22 protein-coding genes and 2 tRNA genes are annotated in these 23,857 nt (G+C 64.6%); 10 read left to right on the top strand and 14 right to left on the bottom strand.

Annotated elements, in window-relative coordinates; translation table 11 throughout:
• Positions 1-53 precede the first annotated feature (53 nt).
• The 10 genes from H6955_03580 to H6955_03535 form a co-directional block, all read right to left on the bottom strand.
• Positions 54-650, bottom strand: coding sequence for a TIR domain-containing protein (locus H6955_03580; GenBank protein MCP5312609.1), 597 nt, complete (start codon positions 648-650; stop codon positions 54-56).
• Positions 651-1,005: 355 nt separating this feature from the next.
• Positions 1,006-1,092 (bottom strand) — tRNA-Leu (locus H6955_03575).
• 236 nt (positions 1,093-1,328) lie between these two features.
• Complete coding sequence (locus H6955_03570) at positions 1,329-2,075, bottom strand: phosphate/phosphite/phosphonate ABC transporter substrate-binding protein (GenBank protein ID MCP5312608.1); 747 nt, start codon at positions 2,073-2,075, stop codon at positions 1,329-1,331.
• Between the two features lie 12 nt (positions 2,076-2,087).
• A complete protein-coding gene (locus H6955_03565; protein MCP5312607.1) occupies positions 2,088-2,552 on the bottom strand; it encodes a PAS domain-containing protein in 465 nt (154 codons plus the stop codon).
• A gap of 133 nt (positions 2,553-2,685) precedes the next feature.
• Positions 2,686-3,048, bottom strand: a complete 363-nt coding sequence (locus tag H6955_03560; protein ID MCP5312606.1) for a roadblock/LC7 domain-containing protein — start codon at positions 3,046-3,048, stop codon at positions 2,686-2,688.
• A gap of 70 nt (positions 3,049-3,118) precedes the next feature.
• Positions 3,119-3,763, bottom strand: coding sequence for a hypothetical protein (locus H6955_03555; protein MCP5312605.1), 645 nt, complete (start codon positions 3,761-3,763; stop codon positions 3,119-3,121).
• A complete protein-coding gene (locus H6955_03550; protein MCP5312604.1) occupies positions 3,756-4,298 on the bottom strand; it encodes an ATP/GTP-binding protein in 543 nt (180 codons plus the stop codon). Before H6955_03550 ends, H6955_03555 begins: the two co-directional genes overlap by 8 nt.
• A gap of 16 nt (positions 4,299-4,314) precedes the next feature.
• The gene (locus H6955_03545; GenBank protein MCP5312603.1) at positions 4,315-5,565 is read right to left on the bottom strand and encodes a hypothetical protein; all 1,251 of its coding nucleotides are present in this window, start codon (positions 5,563-5,565) and stop codon (positions 4,315-4,317) included.
• Positions 5,566-5,870: 305 nt separating this feature from the next.
• Positions 5,871-6,584 carry a hypothetical protein gene (locus H6955_03540; GenBank protein MCP5312602.1) on the bottom strand — a complete coding sequence of 238 codons (714 nt, stop codon included), beginning with the start codon at positions 6,582-6,584 and terminating at the stop codon, positions 5,871-5,873.
• 138 nt (positions 6,585-6,722) lie between these two features.
• Positions 6,723-6,809 (bottom strand) — tRNA-Leu (locus H6955_03535).
• A 65-nt stretch (positions 6,810-6,874) separates the two neighbouring features.
• Between H6955_03535 and queA the strand changes: the two genes are divergently transcribed.
• The 7 genes from queA to H6955_03500 all read left to right on the top strand — a co-directional run bounded on the left by queA (position 6,875) and on the right by H6955_03500 (position 15,336).
• Entirely contained in the window at positions 6,875-7,915 is a 1,041-nt protein-coding gene (gene queA, locus H6955_03530; GenBank protein ID MCP5312601.1) for a tRNA preQ1(34) S-adenosylmethionine ribosyltransferase-isomerase QueA, read from the top strand.
• A 138-nt stretch (positions 7,916-8,053) separates the two neighbouring features.
• Positions 8,054-9,163, top strand: coding sequence for a tRNA guanosine(34) transglycosylase Tgt (gene tgt, locus H6955_03525; GenBank protein ID MCP5312600.1), 1,110 nt, complete (start codon positions 8,054-8,056; stop codon positions 9,161-9,163).
• A 162-nt stretch (positions 9,164-9,325) separates the two neighbouring features.
• On the top strand, positions 9,326-9,652 hold the full coding sequence (gene yajC / locus H6955_03520) for a preprotein translocase subunit YajC (GenBank protein MCP5312599.1): 327 nt from the start codon (positions 9,326-9,328) through the stop codon (positions 9,650-9,652).
• Positions 9,653-9,707: 55 nt separating this feature from the next.
• On the top strand, positions 9,708-11,564 hold the full coding sequence (secD, locus tag H6955_03515) for a protein translocase subunit SecD (protein MCP5312598.1): 1,857 nt from the start codon (positions 9,708-9,710) through the stop codon (positions 11,562-11,564).
• Between the two features lie 15 nt (positions 11,565-11,579).
• The gene (gene secF, locus H6955_03510) at positions 11,580-12,521 is read left to right on the top strand and encodes a protein translocase subunit SecF (protein MCP5312597.1); all 942 of its coding nucleotides are present in this window, start codon (positions 11,580-11,582) and stop codon (positions 12,519-12,521) included.
• A 240-nt stretch (positions 12,522-12,761) separates the two neighbouring features.
• A complete protein-coding gene (locus H6955_03505; GenBank protein MCP5312596.1) occupies positions 12,762-13,949 on the top strand; it encodes a glycosyltransferase family 4 protein in 1,188 nt (395 codons plus the stop codon).
• Positions 13,950-14,061: 112 nt separating this feature from the next.
• Entirely contained in the window at positions 14,062-15,336 is a 1,275-nt protein-coding gene (locus H6955_03500; GenBank protein MCP5312595.1) for an aminotransferase class I/II-fold pyridoxal phosphate-dependent enzyme, read from the top strand.
• A gap of 18 nt (positions 15,337-15,354) precedes the next feature.
• On the opposite strand, the gene H6955_03495 is transcribed toward H6955_03500, so the two are convergent.
• Positions 15,355-15,594, bottom strand: a complete 240-nt coding sequence (locus H6955_03495; GenBank protein ID MCP5312594.1) for a hypothetical protein — start codon at positions 15,592-15,594, stop codon at positions 15,355-15,357.
• The gene (locus H6955_03490; GenBank protein ID MCP5312593.1) at positions 15,591-17,231 is read right to left on the bottom strand and encodes an ATP-binding protein; all 1,641 of its coding nucleotides are present in this window, start codon (positions 17,229-17,231) and stop codon (positions 15,591-15,593) included. Before H6955_03490 ends, H6955_03495 begins: the two co-directional genes overlap by 4 nt.
• Positions 17,232-17,373: 142 nt before the next feature.
• Between H6955_03490 and H6955_03485 the strand changes: the two genes are divergently transcribed.
• Together H6955_03485 and H6955_03480 are read left to right on the top strand one after the other, a co-directional pair.
• Positions 17,374-18,501 (top strand): NAD(P)/FAD-dependent oxidoreductase, encoded by a 1,128-nt coding sequence (locus H6955_03485; GenBank protein ID MCP5312592.1) that lies wholly within the window; start codon positions 17,374-17,376, stop codon positions 18,499-18,501.
• Positions 18,502-18,591: 90 nt separating this feature from the next.
• Complete coding sequence (locus tag H6955_03480) at positions 18,592-19,443, top strand: ketohexokinase (protein MCP5312591.1); 852 nt, start codon at positions 18,592-18,594, stop codon at positions 19,441-19,443.
• A 233-nt stretch (positions 19,444-19,676) separates the two neighbouring features.
• Here H6955_03480 and H6955_03475 read toward each other — a convergent pair whose 3' ends face one another.
• Both H6955_03475 and H6955_03470 read right to left on the bottom strand, forming a co-directional pair.
• Complete coding sequence (locus H6955_03475) at positions 19,677-20,381, bottom strand: TSUP family transporter (protein ID MCP5312590.1); 705 nt, start codon at positions 20,379-20,381, stop codon at positions 19,677-19,679.
• Positions 20,382-20,500: 119 nt separating this feature from the next.
• A complete protein-coding gene (locus H6955_03470; GenBank protein ID MCP5312589.1) occupies positions 20,501-21,790 on the bottom strand; it encodes an aminotransferase class I/II-fold pyridoxal phosphate-dependent enzyme in 1,290 nt (429 codons plus the stop codon).
• 69 nt (positions 21,791-21,859) lie between these two features.
• On the opposite strand from H6955_03470, the gene H6955_03465 reads away from it, so the two are divergent.
• Positions 21,860-23,827: an acetoacetate--CoA ligase gene (locus tag H6955_03465; protein ID MCP5312588.1), complete on the top strand. Its 1,968-nt coding sequence runs from the start codon at positions 21,860-21,862 to the stop codon at positions 23,825-23,827.
• The last annotated feature ends 30 nt before the right edge of the window (positions 23,828-23,857 follow it).

Raw genomic sequence — 23,857 nt, 5'->3', positions numbered from 1 at the left:
TTCCGGGGTATCTGCGAGATGCAGGGTTAGTCTGTTCGGATTTTCGCCGCCGTTCAGCGTCGCACAACCCGGGGGACGTCCAGGGTGATCGCGGAGAAGCCATCGAACACGCGATCAGTCACGTACTTTGCGATGTCCTGGTCGCTCGGCGGCGGTCTGGTGCGCAGGTCGGAGTTCTTGTGCGCCCCCTTCCAAGCTGTCAGGACCCAATGCCTTGCTTTTTCGAGGCTTGGCCCGAATCCACCGGGCCAGGGACCTCGCCTGGCTTCTTCGGCCCTTTCGCGTTTCCATGCCACAAACTCGAAAAGGGGTGCGAGATCCGTGAGTGCTTGAAAACGGGCCATCCGATGCGGAAGCGGAGTGTCGTCCAATGGAACGGGTACGAGTCGCTTGCCGAGTTCCAGCGCCAGTTCCCATTCCCGCTTGACCCACTCGGAGATCGCCGCCTTTTTGCTCCAAAACACGAGCACGCGTTCCACTTCGTGGATTTTGGCAATGAGGACTGCTTTCCAGTCATCGCCATAGTCGATGTCGCGCACATCCATGAAGACCTTGGCGCCGCCAGCGCGCAGCAGATTCGCCGCAACAGTGACCAGTTCGCTGTCTGCGCGTGCATACGAGATGAAGACCGTGTGTCGATCTGTCGGCATGTGTCGGTTGCCATGTGTGTCTGTTTACAGTTTAAGCGAAGGAACACTGACGACAGATGTTCGAACGGCGCCGGACCTCACGCGACGGGAGCACGGCACCTTGCGATCGCCGACATTTGGATCATGACCGCCTTCACCGGGGACGACGAGTTGCGCGCGGCATCGACGCGTCCGAATGCGTCTCCATCCTGCTGGATGTGGGGGCGGAGCGGTCTGCCGACGGGCCGGAGGCCGGCGCCGATGTTCGCGAGGCGCCAGGCTGGCCTAGGTCGGTGGATGTTTTCACGCGCAATACCCGCTCGACGGGCAGGCTGGATCCTGCGACGCAGGCTGCGGCAGTCATGAAGCCAGTAACTGGTACCGAGGGTCGGACTCGAACCGACAAGCTGTTGCCAGCGGGGGATTTTGAATCCCCTGTGTCTACCAATTCCACCACCCCGGCAGGGAGTTGCGCAGTATAGCGACAATGGCCGGGGCGGCAAGTACCCGCGCTTGAGGGAGTGAGGCGCATGGTGCCATGTGGTCGCCCGCGGCGGGCGTTCCCCCGGCATCCTCTGAGCGCGCTGCCCGCCCGACCAGGAAAGGCCTGCGTGGCGGCGATCGATCGTCGTGGCGCGCGGCAGGGCGGCCGCGACGCGCTGGCAGTGCTGGTTCGACGGTGTGGCGACGACGTCCGCGTCAGGACATCAGGGTCTCCATCAGGTCGATCATGAACTCGGTATCCTCCTGGTCGACCGGTTCCCAGCCGTCGAATCCCAGGCTGGAAAGTACCCCCTTGCCTTTTTCGTCATCGGTCATTCCACGCAGTGTCCCAAGGATCTTCTGCTGCTGATCGGCGAGCCGTGGACCGACCAGCAGAACGTGTTCTATGACACTGATCTGGCTGCGCACCAACACGCGCAGGTCCTTTCTGATCACGTCGGACAGGTCGTCGAAGGCCTCATTGAGGAAGAAGCCGACGTCGGCGCGCCCCTGAAACAGGGCCTTTGCCACCAGGACGTAACCGCCGCACGGAATGAACTCCAGGTTGTCCTTGTTGAGGTCGGCGGGCTCCAGCATGATCATGCACATCATGTGGACGTGCGGATCATCGGTGGTTGCGACGCGCGCTCCGGCCTGCAGATCCTCGACGTGTTGCACGGGCGAATCGGTCTGCACCGCGATCACCGCCTCGTCCGCCTTGCCGATAGGGCGCGCGACCGGTATGAAGCCTTTCTCGCGGACCAGCATCGATGCATCGAAGGGGTTCGCGTAGATGATGTCCACCTGATCCGCGGCGATGGCCTCGCGCTGGCTCGCAAAATCGTTGTAGAGCTCGAGGTGTATCCCCATCTCCAGCTGGCGCTGCAGCCAGGTATTGAAGATGTACCATCCTGAGATATGGTCCGGGGAGAAGTCTGGGCTGATGGTGATGTTGAAGGTCATCGTTGGGCTCCCCTAGCGCAGGCTTGCATAAAGTTTGTCGCTCTCCTCGACTTTCTTGCGCGATGGCTTGCGGCGCACCGAGGTGAACCCGACCACCTTGCCCTTGCGCACGTTCGGGATAACGGTTGCATAGACCCAGTAGTAGGCACCGTCCTTGCGCAGATTCTTTACATAGCCGTGCCATTTCTTGCCGGCGTTCACGGTGTCCCAAAGATCCTTGAACGCGACGGCCGGCATGTCCGGATGACGCAGGATGCTATGCGGTTGGCCGATCAGTTCTTCTTCGGAGAACCCCGACATCTCGACGAAAGCAGGGTTGGTATGGGTGATGATGCCGCTCAGGTCGGTGCGCGACACGATCAACCGTCCCTCCGGAAAGGGGACCTCTTCGTCCGTGACCAGCACCTTCCGCGAATTGCCTTCGTAGTATGTCAGCGTCGCTTCGCGAAACTCCCCTGCGACGTCTTCCGGTTTCATGTCTTTCACAGCCAGATCCTCACGATTCAGTCCCCTCGATCGATGTGCGCGTGGCTGGCTTGGGTGGAGCGGCGACACGTCGGGCAGGGTTGCGCGTCGTCGCCTGTCTACCAGCCGACAGGTATCCAGATGATCAGATCATCTTGCGCACGGCCTCGGCGGCGCGCTTGACGTCGAGGAAGATCAATCCGAGTTTGGCGTTCGGCTTGGCGAGCACGGTCAATACGGCGTTTTCGCCTGCGCCGGTCATCAGGACGTAACCGTTGCCACCCTTGATCAGCACCTGCTCCAGGGAGCCACGTGCCAGTTCGTGCGATGTGCGATCACCAAGCGACAGCATCGCCGCGCTCATCGCGCCGACGCGGTCCTCGTCCATTCCGGCCGGCAGCAACGCCGCCATCATCAGTCCATCGGTCGAGATGACGGCCGAGGCCTCGATATCGGCCGACGTGCCGTTAAGCTCGTTGAGTGTCGCAGTCAGCATGTCTGCACGCATCGTGGTGTCTCCTAGATTGACATCGGGTACGGGAGGTCGCGGAAATCATTGCAGTGCCGCGTCTCGCCGTTCATTCGGGTTGGCCCTCGGCATACCGCAGGCTCAGGGCCCAGACCAGGTCGACCAGCTCCGGCCGGTTCATATTCGGTACGCCACTGAGCACCAGGACGAAGCGCTGGGTACCGATGTACAGTGGCCAGAATCCAACCTGACTGGTGCCGCCGGCATCGATCAGCCCCCAGGCGCTGCTGTGCAGCGACATGTTGCGGTTGAGCAATTGGTGGTGGCGCTCGTGCAGCGTCGCGAGGTCGGCACTCAGCGCCGAGAGCTCCTCGGCGGTCTCGTGATGGTAGCCGTGGCTGGCTGCATAGAACCCCTGGCCGTCGGCAAGCAATGCCTTGCCCTGACCGGCGAGTTTCTTGAGGATCGCCGGGAGCAGTTGGTCGAGAGGCCCCTGCGGAGCGTGCTGGACGTCGTCGAAACCCTGCAAAAGGTTCAGCGACTGCATGCGGTAGAGCAACTCAAGGGACGCGTTCGCGTCCTGTGCTGTGAGCTTCTTCAGCGCGTGTACGTCGAGCGGATGGGTTGCCGCGCTGCGCATCAGTCCGAACAGGACCCTGCGAGTGACGTCCTGTTCCGGGCTGAAGACTGCGTAGTAGGCGCCGGCCGGTGACGGCGTGACATGCATGTCCGGACTGAGCTCGAAATCAGCCATGCGCGTGTACTCCCGGATCGAGGCTGTAGAGCAGGACCTGGACCAGGATCGAGACGTCGCGCTGTTTGCGCGCATCGGCCTCGAATACCGGTAGCAGTCGGCCTTGCTGGCCAAGATGCTGTGCGTAGTCGCGCAGCGTCGGTGTACTGGACTTGTCCATCTGCGTTACTCCGACCACGACGCCCGTCGTGTCGATGAATTCTTTGAATGCACCAAGGTAGAAGTCGAGATCCGCGAAAGGCTTTTCCCGCGAGTTGTCGATCAGAAGCACCAGGCCGAGGGCACCCTCGCTGAGGATGTCCCACATGAAATCGAACCGCTGCTGGCCGGGGGTTCCGTAGAGATGCACGCGTTCCGTGTTGCTCAGTTTGAGAATTCCGTAGTCCATGGCAACGGTGGTCGACGCCTTCCGGCTCAACGTCATGTCGCTGGCGGATGCATCGGTCTTCACCACCGGGATTTCGCTGAGCGACTCGATCGCGGTGGTCTTGCCGGCGCCGACCGGCCCGCTGAATACGATCTTGTAGTTCGCCATACGGTTAGGCCCCGAATCAGTCGCGCGCGCCGAGATAGCCGAGCAGGCGCCCGAGGAAACCGCGTTGCACCGCGTGTTTCGCCACCTCGCCAGAGGCCTTCCAGCCGGGCACCTGCTCGGCGGCACCGGTCGCTGCGGCCGCGCTGTAGAACGCGAACACGTAGCGGTACTCGATGCCGAGGATCCTCGCGGTCTCCAGCAGCGAGGTCGGTCGCCGTGACCACAGGACGGCAATCTGCATCGCGTGATGCGGGATGAAGATCCGCGTGAAGTTCGGCCAGTAGACGAGCCGTACCGGTCGTTCGGGATCGGTGCCGACCGGTACGCGACCCAGTGCGGACCACAGGGCGACCTTCCACAGCAGGCTGGTCTCGTTTTGCATGCGTGCGTCGCCCGAAACGCCACCCGGGGCCTCCGATTCCGGCAGGGTCTCGACGGTGGCGAGGTCGCCGGCGCCCTTGCCGATGGAGAGACTGCGCAGGAAATATTCGCGCACGTCGCTGAGGATCTTGTGTTCCTTCGGGAAGATGTCGATGTGCCTGCTGCTGCCGCTTTCGTCCAGTTTGATGCGCACCGGGATCCCGGTCTTGCAGGACCGGTCGATTGCACGCTTCAGCACACCCTGGAAATAGTCGGCCGGATCGTAGAAGAACTGCCCGCGCAACTTCGGATCGGCGTACATGGCGTCGTCGAGGACCCCGTACGAGGGATGCCGGCGACGTTCGGTGACCGCCAGCCCGGCGGCCCTACCGGGATCGCGCGCGGCCCGATCGTCGCTGTGGGCAGCGCGTGCGGGCGCTTCGGAGGCGGCAGGCGCTGGCAGCCCGGCGGTATCAACCGGGTCCGCCGGCGCCGCGGCGGGCGCATCGGCCTCGCCGGTGTCCACGGAATCGCGCTGCGGCACCGCCCCCGCCGCGGTGGCCGGAATCGTCGCTGCCGGTACCGGCACCGGCGGCGCGGCCGTTGGGTTGGTTCGGTCGATCGATTTCAGCGCAGCGAGCAGCTCGGCCGGGACCACCGGCTTGCGAATCCAGGTTGAATCGCTCAGTTGCGGGTCCTGTACCGACAGGACCAGTGTCGGGCCCTGAAAGCGCTGACGGTAGTCGGCCAGGAGTTTGCGGCCGTGTGGCCCGTCGAGATCGACGATGCCGATCTCCGCGAGCGCGTAGTCCTCGACGAACTCCCAGGCAGACCGCCCCTGGGTGCTGAAGAAGACTTCCAGCGCCGCACGCGCATGGGTACTGAAACCCAGGGCGATGATGTTCAATGGACGACTGCTGTTGCTGGATTGGGCGCGCATCTGTACCGGTCTGTCCGTACCTTGGGATTTCCTTTTCTCGGCTCTGTTTCCTGAGGGTCCCGGGACTGGACCGCGGCCGCAGGGTCGCGGTCGTGCGCAGTGTCTGCCCGGACCGGGACGGCGCTATATTTGGATCAAACCCGTTAGGCGATGGTAGCGGCGTGGAGCGCACGAACTTGAGTCGACGACCGGGTCATGTCGGTCGCCCGGATGCGCGGCGTCGTCACATCGATCGTCGAACCGGAAGGGGCTGTCGGTGAGAGGGGAGTGGCTTACCAGCCGTCCGGCAGTACGCCGTGTCGCCTGCGCAACCAATCACGCATCGCGAGCAGGGCATCGTGATCCTGGGTGCGTTCATAGATCTCGCGCAGCTGGTCGGACAGGCGCGGGTCATCGTCACCCTGCCGCACGGCGTCTTCGAGGACTCGCCGGGCCTCTTCCAGTTGACCGTATTCGAGACACGACATCGCCTCGTCGTAGGCGTTCTGATAGCGGTCCGGGGTTGACTGGTGTCGCTTGATGATCGTGTGACGGCCGGTGAAGCCGAGGCTGAGGACCGAGTGATGCACCCGTGCCAGGAGTGGTTCGGTGGCCTTTAGGCCCCGGTCGATCGCCCGGTTCAGCAGTTTCTTCTGTGCCTCGTTCAGCACCGTTCCAGACTGCGCCAGGCAGCGTTGCTTGAGCGCCCTTCCGGCGCTGCCGAGGGCGATGAACAGGTCGATCATGGCGCCGTACAGCTGACGCTGATCGGACAGCCTGTTCAGCAGATCGATCCGCTGCATATGGGCACGCAGATCGGTCGGCCGGTGTTTGATCTGCTGACCCAGGTGCGCCAACAACTGTGCGTCATTGTCCGAGCGCCGCAGGCGCAATCGCGTGTTTCCTGCGATCTGGAAATGGACGTCGGCCTCGATGGCGTCGCGGGCGGCCCGCCGATTGCTGGTCGCGCTGACGATCTGTCTGCCGGGTGCTTGTGCTGGCCGCATCGGTCTGCCGTGTGGAACGCCTTGCCTCGAACTCCTGTAGTCGGCACGCGGTGCGGATTATTGAGTCATCGAGGAAGGCGGCACGCGCGCAACGGCCGCTTGCGCGCCTTGGCGCAATGCAGGCACGCGGCACGCGACTGGTACCGAGGGTCGGACTCGAACCGACAAGCTGTTGCCAGCGGGGGATTTTGAGTCCCCTGTGTCTACCAATTCCACCACCCCGGCAAGTCGCCGCGAAGTATACTGGCATCCACTGACCCGGCAACCGCCTGTGCTAACATCGCGCGCGCATGCGCCTGACCGATTTCCAATACGACCTGCCCGAAGAGCTGATCGCCCAGCAACCGCTGGCCGGACGTGGCGACAGCCGCCTGCTCTACCTGCCGGCCGAGGGCCCGGTTCAGGATCGCCTGTTCGGCGATCTGCCGGATCTGGTGCGCCCCGGTGACCTGCTGGTGTTCAACGACACCCAGGTGTTGCCGGCGCGGTTGTACGGTGTCAAGGAGACCGGCGGCCGGGTCGAGGTACTGATCGAGCGCCTGCTGGGGGACCGTTATGCCCTGGCGCATGTGCGGGCAAGCAAGCCATCGCGGCCCGGCAGTCGCATCCTGATCGGCGAGCACCCGTTGTCAGTCGAAGGGCGGGACGGCGATCTGTATCGCGTCGAAAGCCTCGGCGTCGAATTACTGGAACTGATGCGGGCGCACGGGCATATGCCGCTGCCACCCTACATAAAGCGTTCCGACGCCGAGCAGGATCAGACACGCTACCAGACCGTGTATGCCGCGCGGCCCGGCGCGATTGCGGCGCCCACCGCAGGACTGCATTTCGACGATGCGATGCTCGCCGCACTGCGCGCACAGGGGGTGGAGACCACGCGCGTGACTCTGCACGTCGGGTCCGGTACCTTCCAGCCGATCAGGGTGCAGGATCTCGACCAGCACCGGATGCACAGCGAGTGGCTCGAGGTCGACGAGGACGCGGTCGCCGCGGTCGCGAGGGCACGGGCGCGCGGCGGACGGGTGATCGCCGTTGGCACCACCAGCGTACGCAGCCTCGAGACGGCGGCGGCCGGCGGTGAACTGGCCCCGTACCGTGGCGACACCGCGCTGTTCATCCGCCCGGGATTCGAGTTTCGCGTCGTCGACCGGCTGCTGACGAACTTTCACCTGCCGGAATCGACCCTGCTGATCCTGGTCTGCACCTTCGCCGGGTACCGGCGCACGATGGCGGCCTACCGGCATGCGGTCGCCAACCGCTATCGGTTCTTCAGCTACGGCGACGCGATGCTGCTGGACCGCCCGCGAGCGCCAGGGGATAGCGGGGCATAAAAAAAGGCGCGGCAGGGGGTGCCGCGCCAAGTTCCACCAAAGGAGGATGGAGGAGTGTACTGACGAATCAGTACATCCGTATTTTCTAATATTCTTGAACTCCGCGTCAAGCATAAATAGATTTTATTGAGGTGTGGTTTGCATTTTGAGCTTTTCTCGCACGACGGGCTTGCTCGCCGTGGCCGGCTGAGGTTCGCGCGCGGTGACGTGGAGACCCCGGCGTTCATGCCGGTGGGCACCTACGGTACCGTCAAGGCGATGACCCCCGAGGAGCTCGAGGCGCTCGGCGCCCAGATCATCCTGGGCAATACCTTCCACCTTTGGCTGCGGCCCGGCACAGGGGTGATACGGGCGCACGGGGATCTGCACCGTTTCATGCACTGGGAGCGCCCGATCCTGACGGATTCGGGGGGATTTCAGGTGTATTCGCTCGGTGAGACCCGCAAGATCACCGAGCAGGGGGTGCATTTCCGCTCGCCGGTCGACGGGGCGCGGGTCTTCATGGGGCCCGAGGAGTCCATGCAGATCCAGCGCGAGCTCGGTTCGGATATCGTGATGATCTTCGACGAATGCACGCCCTATCCGGCGACCGAGCAGGAGGCGCGCAGCTCGATGGAGCTGTCTCTACGCTGGGCCGCGCGCAGCCGGCAAGCGCACGCTGGTAATCCCAACGCGCTGTTCGGGATCGTGCAGGGAGGGGTGTACAGCGAGCTGCGCGCGCGATCGCTGGACGGCCTCACTGCGCTGGGGTTCGACGGCTACGCGGTCGGCGGCCTGTCGGTCGGTGAACCCCCGGACGACCGATGGCGGGTGCTGGACTTCCTCGCCGAGCGTCTTCCGGCCGATCGGCCGCACTATCTGATGGGCGTCGGCACGCCGGAGGACATCGTCGAGGCGGTCCGTCGCGGCATCGACATGTTCGACTGTGTGATGCCGACCCGCAACGCGCGCAACGGTCACCTGTTCACCCACGCCGGCGTGGTGCGCATCCGCAACGCCGCACATGCCGACGACACCACGCCGCTCGACCCGGAATGCGACTGCTATACCTGCCGCCACTACAGTCGTGCCTACCTGCGCCACCTGTTCCGCTGCAACGAGATCCTTGGTGCGCGTCTGAACACCATCCACAACCTTCACTATTACCAGGCGTTGATGCGCGGTCTCCGTGGCGCGATCGAGGCTGGCCGTTTTGACAGCTTCCGCGGGGACTTCTACGAGCGGCGTGGTTTACCCGCACCGCTCTGAGCTGTGGCATAATCACGCGCCTTTGGTTCTGGGGCGTCGGGAACGCGGCGGCCTCTGGGAATCGGGCCGGCCTGTCCGCGGTCTGTGCCGCAACGGCATCTACGCGGGTCTGGACGAGGCGCAGCTGGCGCCGCTGAATTTGCAAGAGATTTGGAGCGTACGATGAGCTTTTTCATTTCCGACGCGATGGCACAGGGTCCGGCGCCGGCCGGCGATGGCGGGATGTCGATCATTTTCCTGATCGGCATGTTCGTCATTATGTATTTCTTCCTGATCCGTCCGCAGGTCAAGAGACAGAAGGAACACAAGGCGATGGTCGAGGGTCTCAGCAAAGGTGACGAGATCCAGACCATGGGTGGCCTGATGGGCAAGATCACCGAGCTCGGCGACAATTTCATGAAAGTGGAGGTTGCCGACAACGTCATCGTCACCGTGCGCAAGAGTGCGGTCGAGGCAGTCATGCCGAAAGGTAGTCTCAAAGAGATGTAATCGCGCCCCGGCCGTCCTCCCGGCACGGCCGTTCCCGCTACTGGCTTCACAAAAGATGCTTAACCAATACCCGCTTTGGAAGAACCTGCTGGTGGCGATCGTGCTGCTGGCCGGTCTGCTGTTTGCGCTGCCCAACATCTACTCGCAGGATCCGGTCATCGAGGTCACCGGCACCCGCGGCGAGGAGGTCGGACAGACGCTGCAGAACGACGTCCTGGCCGCGCTGCAGCGTGCACAGATCGATATCAAGTCATCCGTGCTCAAGGCCGATCGGCTGCAGATCCGGTTCAATGCCGCGGAGGACCAGCTCGCCGCCCAGGACATCGTCGCGAAGGCCTTGCCGCCCCAGTTCACCCACGCGATGACCCTGTCGCCCGACGTCCCGGCCTGGCTGGCCGCGATCGGTGGAAAACCGATGAACCTCGGTCTCGACCTGCGCGGCGGCATCCACGTGCTGATCGATGTCGACATGGACGCGGCGATCGCCAAGGCGGTGGAGCGGCACGCCGGGAACATCCGCACGACGCTGCGCGAGGAGCGTATCCGCTACGTGAGCGTCAAGGAGTCGGGCAACGGCATCGACATCCGGTTCAAGGACGCCGAGACGCGCGACCAGGCCGAGAAGGTGCTCGGCAACGAATACAAGGACCTCGGTATCAGCGTCAGTGACGAAGGCGGGGACTACTCGGTTCGGTTGTTCATGCCGCCGAACGAGGAACGTTCGGCGCGCAAGCTCGCGCTCGAGCAGAACATCACCACGTTGCGCAACCGCGTCAATGCTCTCGGTGTCGCGGAGCCGGTGATTCAACAGCAGGGCGAGCGGCGCATCGTCGTCGAGTTGCCGGGGGTCCAGGATCCCGGCAAGGTCAAGGATCTGCTCGGCGCCACCGCGACCCTGGAATACCGCCTGGTGCATGGCGACCCGGCGCAGGCCGTCGAGGCCGAGCGCAGCGGGCGTGTGCCGCCGGGCGCGGCGTTGTATCACGAGCGCAACGGCCAGCCGATCCTGCTGAAGCGCCAGGTGATCGTCACCGGTGACGAGATGACCAGCGCCTCGTCGGGCTTCGACCAGCAATCCGGGCAACCGGCGGTGTACGTCAACCTGGACAGCAAGGGTGCACGACGCATGCGCAACGTGACCACCGAGAACGTCGGTAAGCCGATGGCGGTGGTGTTCAAGGAAAAGCGCACGGTCGGTCGTGATGCGGAGGGCAAGCCGATCCGCAAATGGGTCGAAGAGGTCATCAACGTCGCGACCATCCGCGAGGCGTTCGGCCGCCGTTTCCAGACCACCGGTCTGGACAGCACGCAGGAGGCGCACCAGTTGGCGCTGCTGCTGCGTGCCGGCGCGCTGGCGGCACCGATCAACATCGTCGAGGAGCGCACCATCGGTCCCAGCCTCGGTCAGGACAACATCGACCAGGGCCTGGTCTCGGTGGTCGTCGGCCTCGTCGCGGTGATGATCGTGATGGCCGTGTACTACAAGGTGTTCGGCATGGTCGCGAACCTGGCGTTGATGGCCAACCTGGTGCTGATCGTCGCGATACTGTCGATGCTGCAGGCGACGCTGACGGTGCCGGGGATCGCCGGCATCGTGCTGACCGTCGGTATGGCGGTCGATGCCAACGTGCTGATCTACGAACGCATCCGAGAGGAACTGGCAGTCGGTTCGACACCTCAGGCCAGTATCCATGCCGGCTACGAGCGCGCCTTCAGCTCGATCCTCGACGCCAACGTCACGACCCTGATCGCTGCCGTCGTGTTGTTCTCGATCGGCAGCGGCCCGGTGCGTGGCTTCGCGGTGACGCTGGCGATCGGGATCCTGACCTCGATGTTCACCGCGCTGCTCGGCACGCGCGCCGTGGTCAACCTCATCTACGGCGCAAAGCGCGTCGCGAAACTCGCGATCTGAGCGCGGAGTCAACCGATGGAAATCGTCAGCAAGAACCTCAACATCGACTTCATGAGCGTCCGCAAGGGCGCCGTGCTGTTGTCCATAGTCTGGCTGGTCGCGGCGGCTGTCGCGATCGCCGTGCGTGGCCTCAACTTCGGTATCGACTTCACCGGCGGCACCCTGATCGAGGTCGGTTATGCGCAGGACGTGCAGCTCGACTCGGTGCGTCAGTCGCTGACCGAAGGCGGCTTCAAGGGTGCGGCGGTGCAGCGTTTCGGGACGTTGCGCGACGTGCTGATCCGCCTGGCACCCGATGCAGTGGGCGGCGACGACAGTGCACAGCTCAGCGACCGGGTGTTCGCCGCGCTGAGCCGTTCCGCACCGGGGCAGGTCGAGCTGCGCCGCGTCGAGTTCGTCGGCCCGCAGGTCGGCGATGAACTGGCGGAAGACGGGGCGCTCGCGGTGCTGGTCTCGCTGATCGCGATCCTGATGTATGTCGCGATGCGCTTCGAGTGGCGCTTCGCGGTCGGCGCGGTCGCAGCGCTGGCGCACGATGTGTTGTTCACCGTCGGCCTGTTTGCCTTGCTGCAGATCGAGTTCGATCTGCCGGTGCTGGCGGCCGTGCTGGCGGTGATCGGCTATTCGTTGAACGACACCATCGTGATCTTCGACCGGGTGCGCGAGAACTTCCGCAAGATGCGCAAGGGCACGCCGGGCGATATCGTCAACGCCTCGATCAACCAGACCATGGCGCGGACGATCATGACCTCGGGCACGACCTTGGTCGTGCTGCTCGCATTGTTCTTCCTGGGTGGCGAAAACATCCATGGATTCTCGCTGGCGTTGATCGTCGGCGTTGTGATCGGTACCTACTCCACGATCTATGTCGCCTCCGCGGTCGCGTTGTGGCTTGGCGTCAGCAAGGCCGACCTGATGCCGGTCAAGAAAGAAGGCGTCGTGGACGATAGACCCTGAGACTGCCGCGGCCGTCCGCTGCGGCGCGGGCCATCGGCCGGAAGGCCAGGACGCGAGCAGGAGACGATCGGGGGCTGAGATGCATGTGCTCTTCCATCACCGCACACCGCCCGGCGTGGCGTGTGGCCGACGGGGATACGCACCCGGTGGCCGTAATCGGAGGTGTCATGTGCCCGGCGACTACGCGGAACCCCTCGTGACCGCACCGGCGGATGCCGCCGGCCCGGTTGGCGCGCCGCGATGAAAGTCCTCACCTTCAGCTCGCTGTACCCCAATACCAGGCAGCCATCGCACGGCATCTTCGTCGAGAACCGGCTGCGCCAGCTGCTCGACTTTGCACCGGAGATCGAGGCGCGGGTGATCGCCCCGGTACCCTGGTTTCCTTCGCAGAATCCGCGTTTCGGCGAATATGCGAAGTACGCCGGTGTCGGGAGCCGGGAGATGCGGCACGGTATCGACGTCTGGCATCCACGCTATGCCGTGATACCGAAGATCGGCATGGGCATGGCCCCCTGGCTGATGTATCGCGCGGTGCGCCCCTGGGTGCGGCGCCTGCGCCAACAGGGCTACGACTTCGACCTGATCGACGCCCACTATTTCTACCCCGACGGCGTCGCTGCGATGTACCTCGCGAGGGAGTTCGGACGGCCGTTCGTGGTCACCGGACGCGGTACCGATCTGAACCTGATACCACGCTACCCCGGGCCGCGGCGCAAGATCTTGCACGTGACCCGCGAGGCCGGGCACATGATCACCGTCGCGGCCGCGCTGAAGGACTACCTGCTGGCGATGGGGGTCGACGGCGATCGGGTCACCGTTTTGCGCAACGGGGTCGATCTGGTGTTCTTTCACCCGAGCGATGAACGCGCGGCGCTGCGCGAGGAATTGGGATTCGGCGATCGACGGGTGTTGCTGTCGGTCGGTCATCTGATCGAGCGCAAGGGACACCACCTGGTGATCGAGGCGATGCGCGAACTGCCGGATCTGCACCTGGTCATCGCCGGCGACGGGCCGGAAGAGGCCACACTGCACAATCTGGTCGAACGCCACGCGCTGGTCGATCGGGTGACGTTTGCCGGCCGGCTCTCGCAGGAGGTGTTGCGCGGGCACTACCAGGCCGCCGACGCGCTGGTGCTGGCATCGAGCCGCGAGGGCTGGGCGAACGTGCTGCTCGAGGCAATGGCATGCGGGACACCGGTCGTTGCGACCCCGGTCGACGGCACACCCGAAGTCGTCGCGGCGCCAGCCGCCGGACAGCTCACCGCAGATCGCAGCGCCGGGGCGATCGTGCAGGCGGTGAAGGCGCTGTTCGACAAGCTGCCCGAACGGGTCGCGACGCGTGCCTACGCCGAGGGGTTTGCGTGGGACGACACATCGCGCGGTCAGCTGGAGATCTTCCGTCACACGCTGGCCGATCGGCATCCCTGAACCGACCGGGCGGCGTTTCAATATCCTCCACGCAGCGGCTATCATCCGCGAGGTCCGCCCATCGGACCTGGCGGCACCCGCTGCCTATACAAGAATACCTGGAGGAGCCCCGATGAAACTCGAGACCCTGGCCCTGCATGCCGGCTATGCAGGCGACCTGACCACGCGCGCCGCGACCACGCCGATCTATCAGACGACCTCGTATACGTTCGACAATACACAGCACGGTGCGGACCTGTTCGACCTCAAGGTCGCCGGCAACATCTATACGCGCATCATGAACCCGACCCAGGCGGTGCTCGAGCAACGCCTTGCCGAGATGGAGGGTGGGGTGGGTGCCCTGTGCCTCGCATCAGGCATGGCCGCGATCACCTACTCGATCCAATGTCTCGCCGACGTCGGCTGCAACATCGTCAGCACCAGCCAGTTGTACGGTGGTACCTACAACCTGTTCGCGCACACCTTCCCGCGGCAGGGCATCGAGGTCCGTTTTGCGTCGCACGACGACTATGCGGGACTCGAGTCGCGGATCGACGGCAACACCCGTGCGCTGTTCTGCGAGTCGATCGGCAATCCGGCCGGCAACGTCGTCGATATCGCGACGCTTGGCGAGATCGCCCATCGCCACGGGGTCCCGCTGATCGTCGACAACACGGTGCCGACACCCTTCCTGTGCAAACCGTTCGAACTCGGCGCGGACATCGTGATCCACTCGCTGACCAAATACATCGGTGGACACGGCACCAGCATTGGCGGCGTGATCGTCGATTCGGGCAAGTTCGACTGGGCCGGCAATGCCGAACGTTTCCCGATGTTGAATTCGCCCGACCCGTCTTACCACGGCGTGGTGTACACCGAGGCGCTCGGCCCGGCGGCCTATATCGGACGTTGCCGGGTGGTGCCGCTGCGCAACACCGGTGCGGCGATCTCGCCGTTGAACGCCTTCCTGATCATGCAGGGACTCGAGACGCTGGGCCTGCGCATGGAGCGGCATTGCACGAACGCCCAACGCGTCGCCGAACACCTCAAGGCGCACCCGCGCGTCGAATGGGTCAGCTATGCGGGTCTGCCGGACAGCCCGTACCATGCCCTGTGTCAGAAGATCACCGGCGGCAGGGCCTCGGGAATACTCAGCTTTGGTATCAAGGGCGGCAAGGAGGCCGGCGCGAGGTTCATCGATGCGCTGCAGATGATCCTGCGCCTGGTGAACATCGGCGATGCCAAGTCGCTCGCCTGTCACCCGGCCACGACGACGCACCGCCAACTCGGTCCGGAGGAGCTGGCCTCTGCCGGCGTGAGGGAGGACATGGTGCGGCTGTCGATCGGTATCGAACATGTCGACGACATCATCGCCGACATCGATCAGGCACTGCTCGCCGCCGCTTGATCCCACAGGTACGACGTTTCAGCCTACCGGTTCGCTGAGACGTCGTACCAACCAGCCGCGGAAAAACGGGTTCTCGAGCTCGGCGAAAAGTTGCGCCTGCTCGAGCCAGGTGCGCAGCTGTTCCGGGTCTTCGGCCGGCTGGCCATGCTGCGCCATATAGCAGTCCAGGTAGAACTCGCCCTGCAGCGCGCGCCACTTCTCCTCGTCGATTGCATCACGCATGCGGTCCGGGAAAGGCAGGACGTTGTCGTCGCTCATCGCTGCTGCCGCCACCAGCGATCGACGATCGCGGCGACATCCAGATCGTCGGGCCCCGAGCGCCAGCTTTCGGCCACTGGCGCGTCACTGCTGGCCGGTGCCGGATCGGGCGGGTAGAGACGCACCCGGGTCGGGATCGGCACGGCCTCACCGACCGCCAGGGCCTCGCCACGGCGCAGCGTGGTCAGCACGTCGGCGAGATCCTGTTCACCCTCGGGCATCAGTTTGCGGATGTATTCCTGGTCCTGCGGGTTGGTCGTGCGCAGGCACACGAAGTTGCTGCACTGTGACAACACCGTCTCGGACAGCTCGTTGGGGCGTTGGCTGACCACGCACAGGCCGACACCGTATTTGCGTCCTTCCTTCGCAATGCGTTCCATTTCGCGCCGGCTGCCGGCATGCTGCGCATCGCTCTCACGCGGGATGTACTGGTGGGCCTCCTCGCAGACCAGCAGGATCGGAAACTCGCGGCGCTGTGGGTTCCAGTAGTTGAACTCGAACGCCAGGCGCCCGATCTGCGCGGACACGGTCGGCCGGACGTCGTGCGGCACCGGGCTCAGGTCGACGACGGTGATCTGACGTTTGGGATCGCCGAGACCGATGAAGTCACGCAACAGGTCCTCGAGGTCCTTCGACTTGACCCGTTTGCGCGGTCGGAGCAGGAACTCGTAACGCGAGTCGTTGTACATTGCCTGGAAACGTACCAGGAACTCGTCGAACGCGCCGAACAGCGGGCCCTTGGTCTTGCCGAAATCGAACTGCTGTTCGTTGGCCTGCTTGAAATGCAGGTACAGGTCCTTCAGCGGAAAATAGACCGGTGAGTCGACCGATATGCGGTCGATACCGAGGTCCTGATTGCCTTTCTTGCGCAAGGTATGCAACACCTCGCGCATGAACGAGATCTGAAGCGACGCGTTCGGATCGGTACGGTCGATCAGCAGGTCGACCAGTTCGCCGTAGGTCAGCAGCCAGTACGGGATCTCCAGCATGCGCGCATCGATATGCCGCACCATGTCGACCGGGAAGGCACTGTGAAAGTTGCCGGTGGAATCGCGCCAACCGTATTCGCCGTGCAGGTCCAGCAGCACGATGTGCGCCTTGGGCATCAGCTTGACGGTTCGTTGCAGCAGGCTGCTGACCGCCCAGGATTTGCCGGAACCGGACTGGCCGAGGATCGCGAGGTGACGGTTGTACAGCAGATTCGGTTCGACGAATACGCGCAGCTCGGCACGCTGGCTGAGGCGGCCTATATCCAGGCCGAAGCGCCGTACCGAGTCGAACATCGCCTCGAGCTGCTTGCTGTCGGCCAGGTAGACGGGTGTCTCGAGTGGCGGGTACCGACCGACGCCGCGGAAGAATTGGCCGTCGCTGGTGACCTCGCCGAGCGGCAGCAGACGCATCAGGCGCACCTTGGTTGCGTCGCGCGGCTCCTCCCAGACCTGCACGACCTGGCACAGCACCTGCTCGAGTTCGCCTCGGGCCAGCACGTAGGACCCGATCTGGCCGACCGCGACCTTCTCGACGCCGATCTGTCGATAGGGCTGGAATGCGCCGCCGTCGTCGTCGATCTGTGCGATGAAGCGCGCCCCGGAAACGTCCTTTAGGGTACCGAGAAAACCGGGATCGAGCTCGGCCATGGATATCCTTACTGCAGCGTGGTTCCGGCAAGAATAGCGGTATTGCGCGGATTACCCAAGCGGGTAGCCAGCGGGCGCGTTCTGACACGCCAGCACCGCGGCGGGTAGAATGATCCGCCAGATTCCGAGGAGAGTTGTCGATATGTCACGAGTGACCGTCATAGGCGCCGGGTTCGCTGCATTGACCGCCGTTCGCAAATTGCGCGCCGCCGATTCGAGCATCGGCATCGACCTGATCGCGCCGAAGCCCGAGTTCGTCTATTACCCGGGCACGATCTGGATCCCGACCCGGCTTCGCGAACCGCAGGACCTGGTCATCCCGTTGGGCAACTTCTTCCGTCGCATGAACGTCACCTACCACCAGGCCGCCGCGCAGGGACTGAGCGGTGCCGGACGTGGCGTCATCACCGATCAGGGCGAGATCCCCAACGATGGCCTGATCATCGCGTGTGGTGGTCGCTTCATACGCAAACTGCCGGGCATCGAGCAATCGATCCTGCCGTGTGGAGGGGTCGATGCGGCGACGCAGATCCGCGACCGCCTCGGCGCGATGCAGGGCGGTACCCTGGCGTTCGGTTTCTCCGGCAACCCGAACGAACCGGCCGCGATGCGCGGTGGGCCGGTGTTCGAGTTCCTGTTCGGCATCGACTCCTGGCTGCGTCGGCAGGGCACGCGCGAACGTTTCAAGCTGGTGTTTTTTACGCCGGCCGAAAAGCCCGGTCAGCGCCTCGGCCCGAAAGCGGTCGAGGGATTGATGCGCGAGATGGCGAAACGCGGCATAGAGACTCATCTCGGCCACAAGCTCAAGGGATTCGAGGCCGACCGGGTCAAGACCGAGGGCGGCGACTTCGCGGCCGACCTGATCCTGTTCATGCCCGGCATGACCGGCAACGCCTGGTTCGATGAGACCGAACTGCCGCGTTCCCCCGGCGGCATGATCAAGGCGAATCGGCACTGCGAGGTCGAAGGCTGGGACAAGGTCTATGTCGCCGGCGACGCCGGCAGTTTCCCGGGTCCCGACTGGTTGCCGAAACAGGCGCACATGGCCGACCTTCAGGCCGAAGCCGCGGTCGCCAACCTGATGGATGCATTTCGCGGCAAGGTCGCCAGCCACACCTATAAGACCGAGCTGATCTGCATCGTCGACACGCGCTCCAGCGGCATGCTGGTGGCCCGCACCCCGTCGCGCAACCTGGTGCTGCCGTCGTTCGTCGGCTTCCACTGGGCCAAGCGCGCATTCGAGTGGAACTACCTGCGCCAATACCGCTGAACGATCCGCCTGGCGTATGAGGCCGCAACGCGACATGCGCTGGCCGCACAGGCGGTTCGCGGCAACCGGTGTCGATTGCGGAAGGGTGGCATGACCCGCGTTCTGTGCATTGGCGTTGCGACGCTCGATATCGTCAACCGGGTCGAACGTTATCCGCGCGAAGACGACGAGGTGCGCGCAATCGCGCAGGCACGACGTATGGGCGGCAATGCCGCGAACACCGCCGTCGTGCTTGCGCAACTGGGTGCCGACGTGGCCTGGGCCGGCAATCTTCCATCAGCCCCCGGGATCGTCGACGACAGTTTCGCTCGCTACCGCGTCGACGCCTCGTTCGCGGTGCGCATCACCGGGGCTACGCTGCCGACCTCGTATATCACGCTCAGTGCCGAGACCGGCTCCCGGACCATCGTGCATTTCCGCGAGCTTCCGGAGTATCGCGCCGCGGACTTCCTCGCCCTGGATCTCGGAGGCTTCGACTGGGTGCATTTCGAAGGGCGTGCGATCGACGAACTGGCGCTCATGCTGACGCGCGCGCGTTCGTTCGCCGGACTGCGCGTGTCGCTGGAGGTCGAAAAGCTGAGACCGGGCATCGAGGCCCTGTTCGAATTCGCCGACCTGGCGTTGTTCTCGCGCGACTATGCGCAGTCGAAGGGATTCGCGGACGCCGCTGCACTGCTGCGCAGCCTGCCGCGGGGGCTGCAGGCCAGCTGTACCTGGGGTGCGCAGGGGGCCTGGGCGGTCGAGCGCGACGGGCGACTGCTGCACGAACCCGCGCCACGGCTGGAAACGGCGATCGACACCATCGGTGCCGGGGATGTCTTCAATGCTGCGATGGTGCAGGCGTTTCGCAGCGGTCAGACCCTCGGTCCTGCACTGCAGGCCAGCGTTGCCCTGGCCGCCGCGCAATGTGCCCGGGAGGGCCTGCAGCTGTCGGACGACTGATAGCGGAGTGCAGCGTGCAACGAGCCTTCCGGACGTTGAAACGGCGGACGGCCGCTGCGTCGCCTCGCCGGACGAAGGGACCGTCGGACCCCATCGGCGGCGAAGATTTCCGGTTCTGATGGAGGCCAACGGACGCGACGGATTGATCGGGAACCTCCATCTGTGCTTTTTGCACATGATCTCGGGTTCGACCCCCAGCACCGGGCTGCCACCGCGCCCGGCGCGTCAGGAGCTCAGTCGCCGAGCAGCAGTTTGAGCGAGATCGCCAGCGAGACCACGACCAGCACCGGGCGCACCAGGCGTGCACCGTGGCGCATCACCAGGTGCGACCCGATCCAGGCACCGATCATCTGTGCGATGCCCATCGGCAGTCCGACCTTCCAGATCACCTCGCCGGCGAGCGCGAAGAAGATCAGCGAGGCGACGTTGCTGGTGAAGTTGAGCACCTTGGTGCCGGCGGTCGCACGGCGCAGGCTGTAACCGAGCAGCAGCACGAAGGCTGCGGCAAAGAAACTGCCGGTGCCGGGCCCGAAAAAGCCGTCGTAGAACCCGACCGCGAAACCGATCGTGAGACCGAACAGGCCATGTCCGATCCGGTGCTGTGCATCCTGATCGCCGATGCGTGGCGAGAAGAGGAAATACAGGGCGAACACGATCAACAACGTCGGCACGATGCGTTCGAGCATTTCCGAACCGAGGCGTTGCACAGCCAGGGTGCCGGCCGCCGAACCGATGAATGTCATCAGGACTGGGATGCGCAGTCGTCGCAGGTCGATCTCACCGCGCCGCACGAAGTTGAACGACGCGGTCATGGTGCCGAAGGTCCCCTGTAGCTTGTTGGTGGCCAGGGCCTGCACTGGAGGCAGGCCGGCCCATAGCAGTGCCGGCAGCGCGAGCAGCCCGCCACCACCGGCGATCGCATCGATCATGCCGGCCATCGCTGCGACCGCGACCAGTATCGACAGGACTTCGAGAGGCAGCGCGTCCACGCCCGACTCCGCAAAACCGCGGATTCTACGCTGCACCTAACGGCGGTGACAGCGCGGCTTTGCAGGGTTCAGTCGGCGGACGCCCATTCCGCCATGCGGTCGATCGCTTGGGTGACGCGATGGCAATACTGCCCGACGAAGGCCTCGTCGACCGGTTCCTCGGCGGCCTTCTGCAACGCGCGCGCGCCGTCGAAATCGACCACCGCCAGGCGCAACGACAGCTCCTGCGGAGGGCGGCCGAAGTTCACGCCGGGCAGCACCGCGACGCCGGTCTCGTCGAGCAGGCGCTCGCAAAACGCCTGGCCGCTGTCAATGCCGCGTGCCGCGAGCTTCTCCCGGTGCGCCTCGAAACGTGGAAACAGGTAGAAGCCGCCGGAAGCGGGATGCAGCACCGCGCCGGCACCGGCCAGTGTACGGTAGGCATATTCTGCAAGGCTGCCCAGGATCTTTCGGCTGTGCTGCAGATAGGTGGTCATCTCCGGGCGATCTTCGAGCGCGGTGACCGCGGCGTACTGGATCGGCGCGCTGGTCGCGGTGAAGGTCTCGCTCGCGGCGGCCGCCATCGCGTCGGCCAGCCAGCTCAACCCGGACGGAAACACGAAGAACCCGAGCCGCCATCCGCCGGCACCGCACCATTTGCTCAGGCCGTTGCTGATGATGGTCCCCTCGGGGTAGTAGCGTGCCAGCGAGATGTGTTCGCCCGCGTAGTGCGTGCCGCTGTAGATCTCGTCGGACAGGGCCAGGACCCGGTACTTGCGCAAGACCTCGGCCAGCGCCTGCAGCTGTTCGGCATCGTACGACAGCCCGGTGGGGTTGCTGGGCGAGTTCAGGATCAGCAGGCGCGGGCGCTCGGGGTCTTCGCGGCAGAGTTCCTCGAGCGCGTCCGGCTCCACGCCCAGCCCGGTCGACGGTCGTGTCCGCAGCCAGTGGATCTGGCGACCGATGATGCGCGCCTGTGGGGCGTACGACACCCAGGACGGTGACGGGATCACCAGGTCGCCGTAATAGACCAGCTGGACCAGAAACATCAATTCCTTGGTGCCCGGCCCGACCAGTACGTTGTCCGGCGAATAGTCGAGCCCCTCGGTGCGTCGTACCCAGTCGACCACCCCCTGGCGCAATGCCGGCAGTCCCTTGACGGCGAGGTAGTCCTTCTGATGGGCGTTGCGTGCGAGGCTGTCGCGCACGTGATCGGGCACCGGAAACGGCGACTGGCCGAGACCCAGGCGAAACACCTCGCGCCCTTCCGCCTGCAGGCGGTGGGAGCGCTCGTTGATCGCCAGTGTCGCCGATGGTCCCATGCCGCGGATGTTGAGATTGAGATAGACCTCGGGGGAACGTGGCTGAATCGCGGGCATTTCGCTGCTTCCTTTGATCGGCGATGGGCGGATTGGCTAAGGTTGGATTGTTACCACTAGGATAGGGCAATGCGACGCGACGCCACAGCAGAAAACCATCCAATCGTCTGGCAGCCATCGGCGGAACGGGTGTCGGCGAGCCAGATGGGCGCGTTCATGCGGTATGCCGCCGATACGTCAGGGCACGGCTTCGCCGACTACGAACAGCTATGGCAATGGTCGATTGATGACCGCGCGGCATTCTGGTCGACACTGTGGCGATTCACCGGCGTGATCGCGAGTCGTCCCTGGGACGCTGTGCTCGACGACCCCGATGCGATGCCGGGGGCGCGGTGGTTCCGTGGTGCACGCCTCAATTTCGCCGAGAACCTGCTGCGCTACCGCGACGATCACCCGGCGATCGTGTTTCGTGGTGAGGACGACAGCGAGCGGCGCCTGAGCTATCAACAGCTCTACCGTCGCAGCGCGGCCCTCGCCGCGGCGCTGCACAAGCTGGGGATAGGTCCGGGTGATCGTGTCGCAGCGATCACGCCGAACATTCCCGAGGCGGTGATCGGCATGCTGGCGACGAGCTGGCTGGGTGCCGTCTGGTCGTCGTGTTCGCCCGATTTCGGTGTGGACGGGATTCTCGACCGTTTCGGTCAGATCGAACCCAGACTGCTGATCGCGGCCGATGGTTACCGCTTCAAGGGACGACAGATCGACCTGCGTGACAAGGTACGCGCGGTACGCGAGGGGCTGGGCGCGGGCTGTCGGCACGGCATCCTGATCGGCTGGCAGGGCACGGGCCCGCTGGACGGCATGCTCGACTGGGCGGCGTTGAGCGGCGAGGACGCTACACCGCCGCCGTTCGCCCAGCAGCCTTTCGAGCACCCGCTGTATATCCTGTTCTCGTCCGGGACCACAGGCAGACCCAAGTGCATCGTGCACGGTGCAGGCGGCACGCTGCTGCAGCATCTCAAGGAACACCGACTGCATACCGACATCCGCCGCGACGACCGGCTGTTCTATTTCACCACCTGTGGCTGGATGATGTGGAACTGGCTGGTGTCGGGTCTCGCCAGCGGGACCACGCTGGTGCTGTTCGACGGCAACCCCTTTCATCCGTCCCCCGACGCCCTTTGGCGCATCGCCGACGAGCTCGGGGTCAGTGTGTTCGGCACCAGCGCCAAGTACCTCTCGGCGCAAGAGAAGGCCGGGGTGCGCGTGACACCCGATCTGCCCCTCGAGTCACTGCGCACCGTATTGTCGACGGGTTCACCGTTGGCGCCGGAGTCCTTCGACTATGTGTTGCGCGATATCAGGCCCGGTGTGCAGATCAGCTCGATCTCCGGCGGCACCGACATCGTGTCGTGTTTCGCGCTCGGCAATCCGCTGCTGCCGGTGCGCCGCGGCGAGTTGCAGTGTCGCGGTCTGGGGCTTGCGGTCGAGGTCTTCGATGGCGATGGCAACAGCGTGCGTGGCAGGCCCGGTGAGCTGGTCTGCACCAGGCCATTCCCGTGCATGCCGGTCGGCTTCTGGAACGACCCCGACGGCAGCCGGTATCGCGCAGCCTATTTCGAGCGCTTTCCCGGCGTCTGGACGCATGGCGACTGGACCACGCTGACAGACGATGGCGGCCTGATCATCGAGGGCCGCTCCGATGCGGTGCTGAACCCGGGCGGCGTACGCATCGGGACGGCCGAGATCTATCGACAGGTCGAGCGCCTGCCGCAGATCCAGGAGAGTGTCTGTGTCGGCCAGCGTTGGGACGACGACGTGCGCGTGGTGCTGTTCGTCGTGTTGCGCGACGGTGCGGTGCTCGACGACGGCCTGCGCCAGCAGATACGCCAGGTGCTGCGTGACAACGCCAGCCCTCGTCATGTCCCGGCGAAGATCCTGCAGGTCGGCGACATCCCCCGCACGCGCAGCGGAAAGATCTCGGAACTGGCGGTGCGCGACGTCATCGAGGGGAAGACGGTGAACAACACCGAGGCGCTATTGAATCCGGAAACGCTTGACCAGTATCGCGACCGCCCGGAACTGCAGCAGGACTGAAGACCATGTCGCAGGTGCCGCCGGGAATCG

The organism is Chromatiaceae bacterium (genome assembly GCA_024235395.1).
Taxonomy (GTDB): domain Bacteria; phylum Pseudomonadota; class Gammaproteobacteria; order Chromatiales; family Chromatiaceae; genus Thiosocius.
The sequence above is the reverse complement of the archived record's forward strand: the minus strand, read 5'-3'. Positions and strand labels throughout refer to the sequence as shown.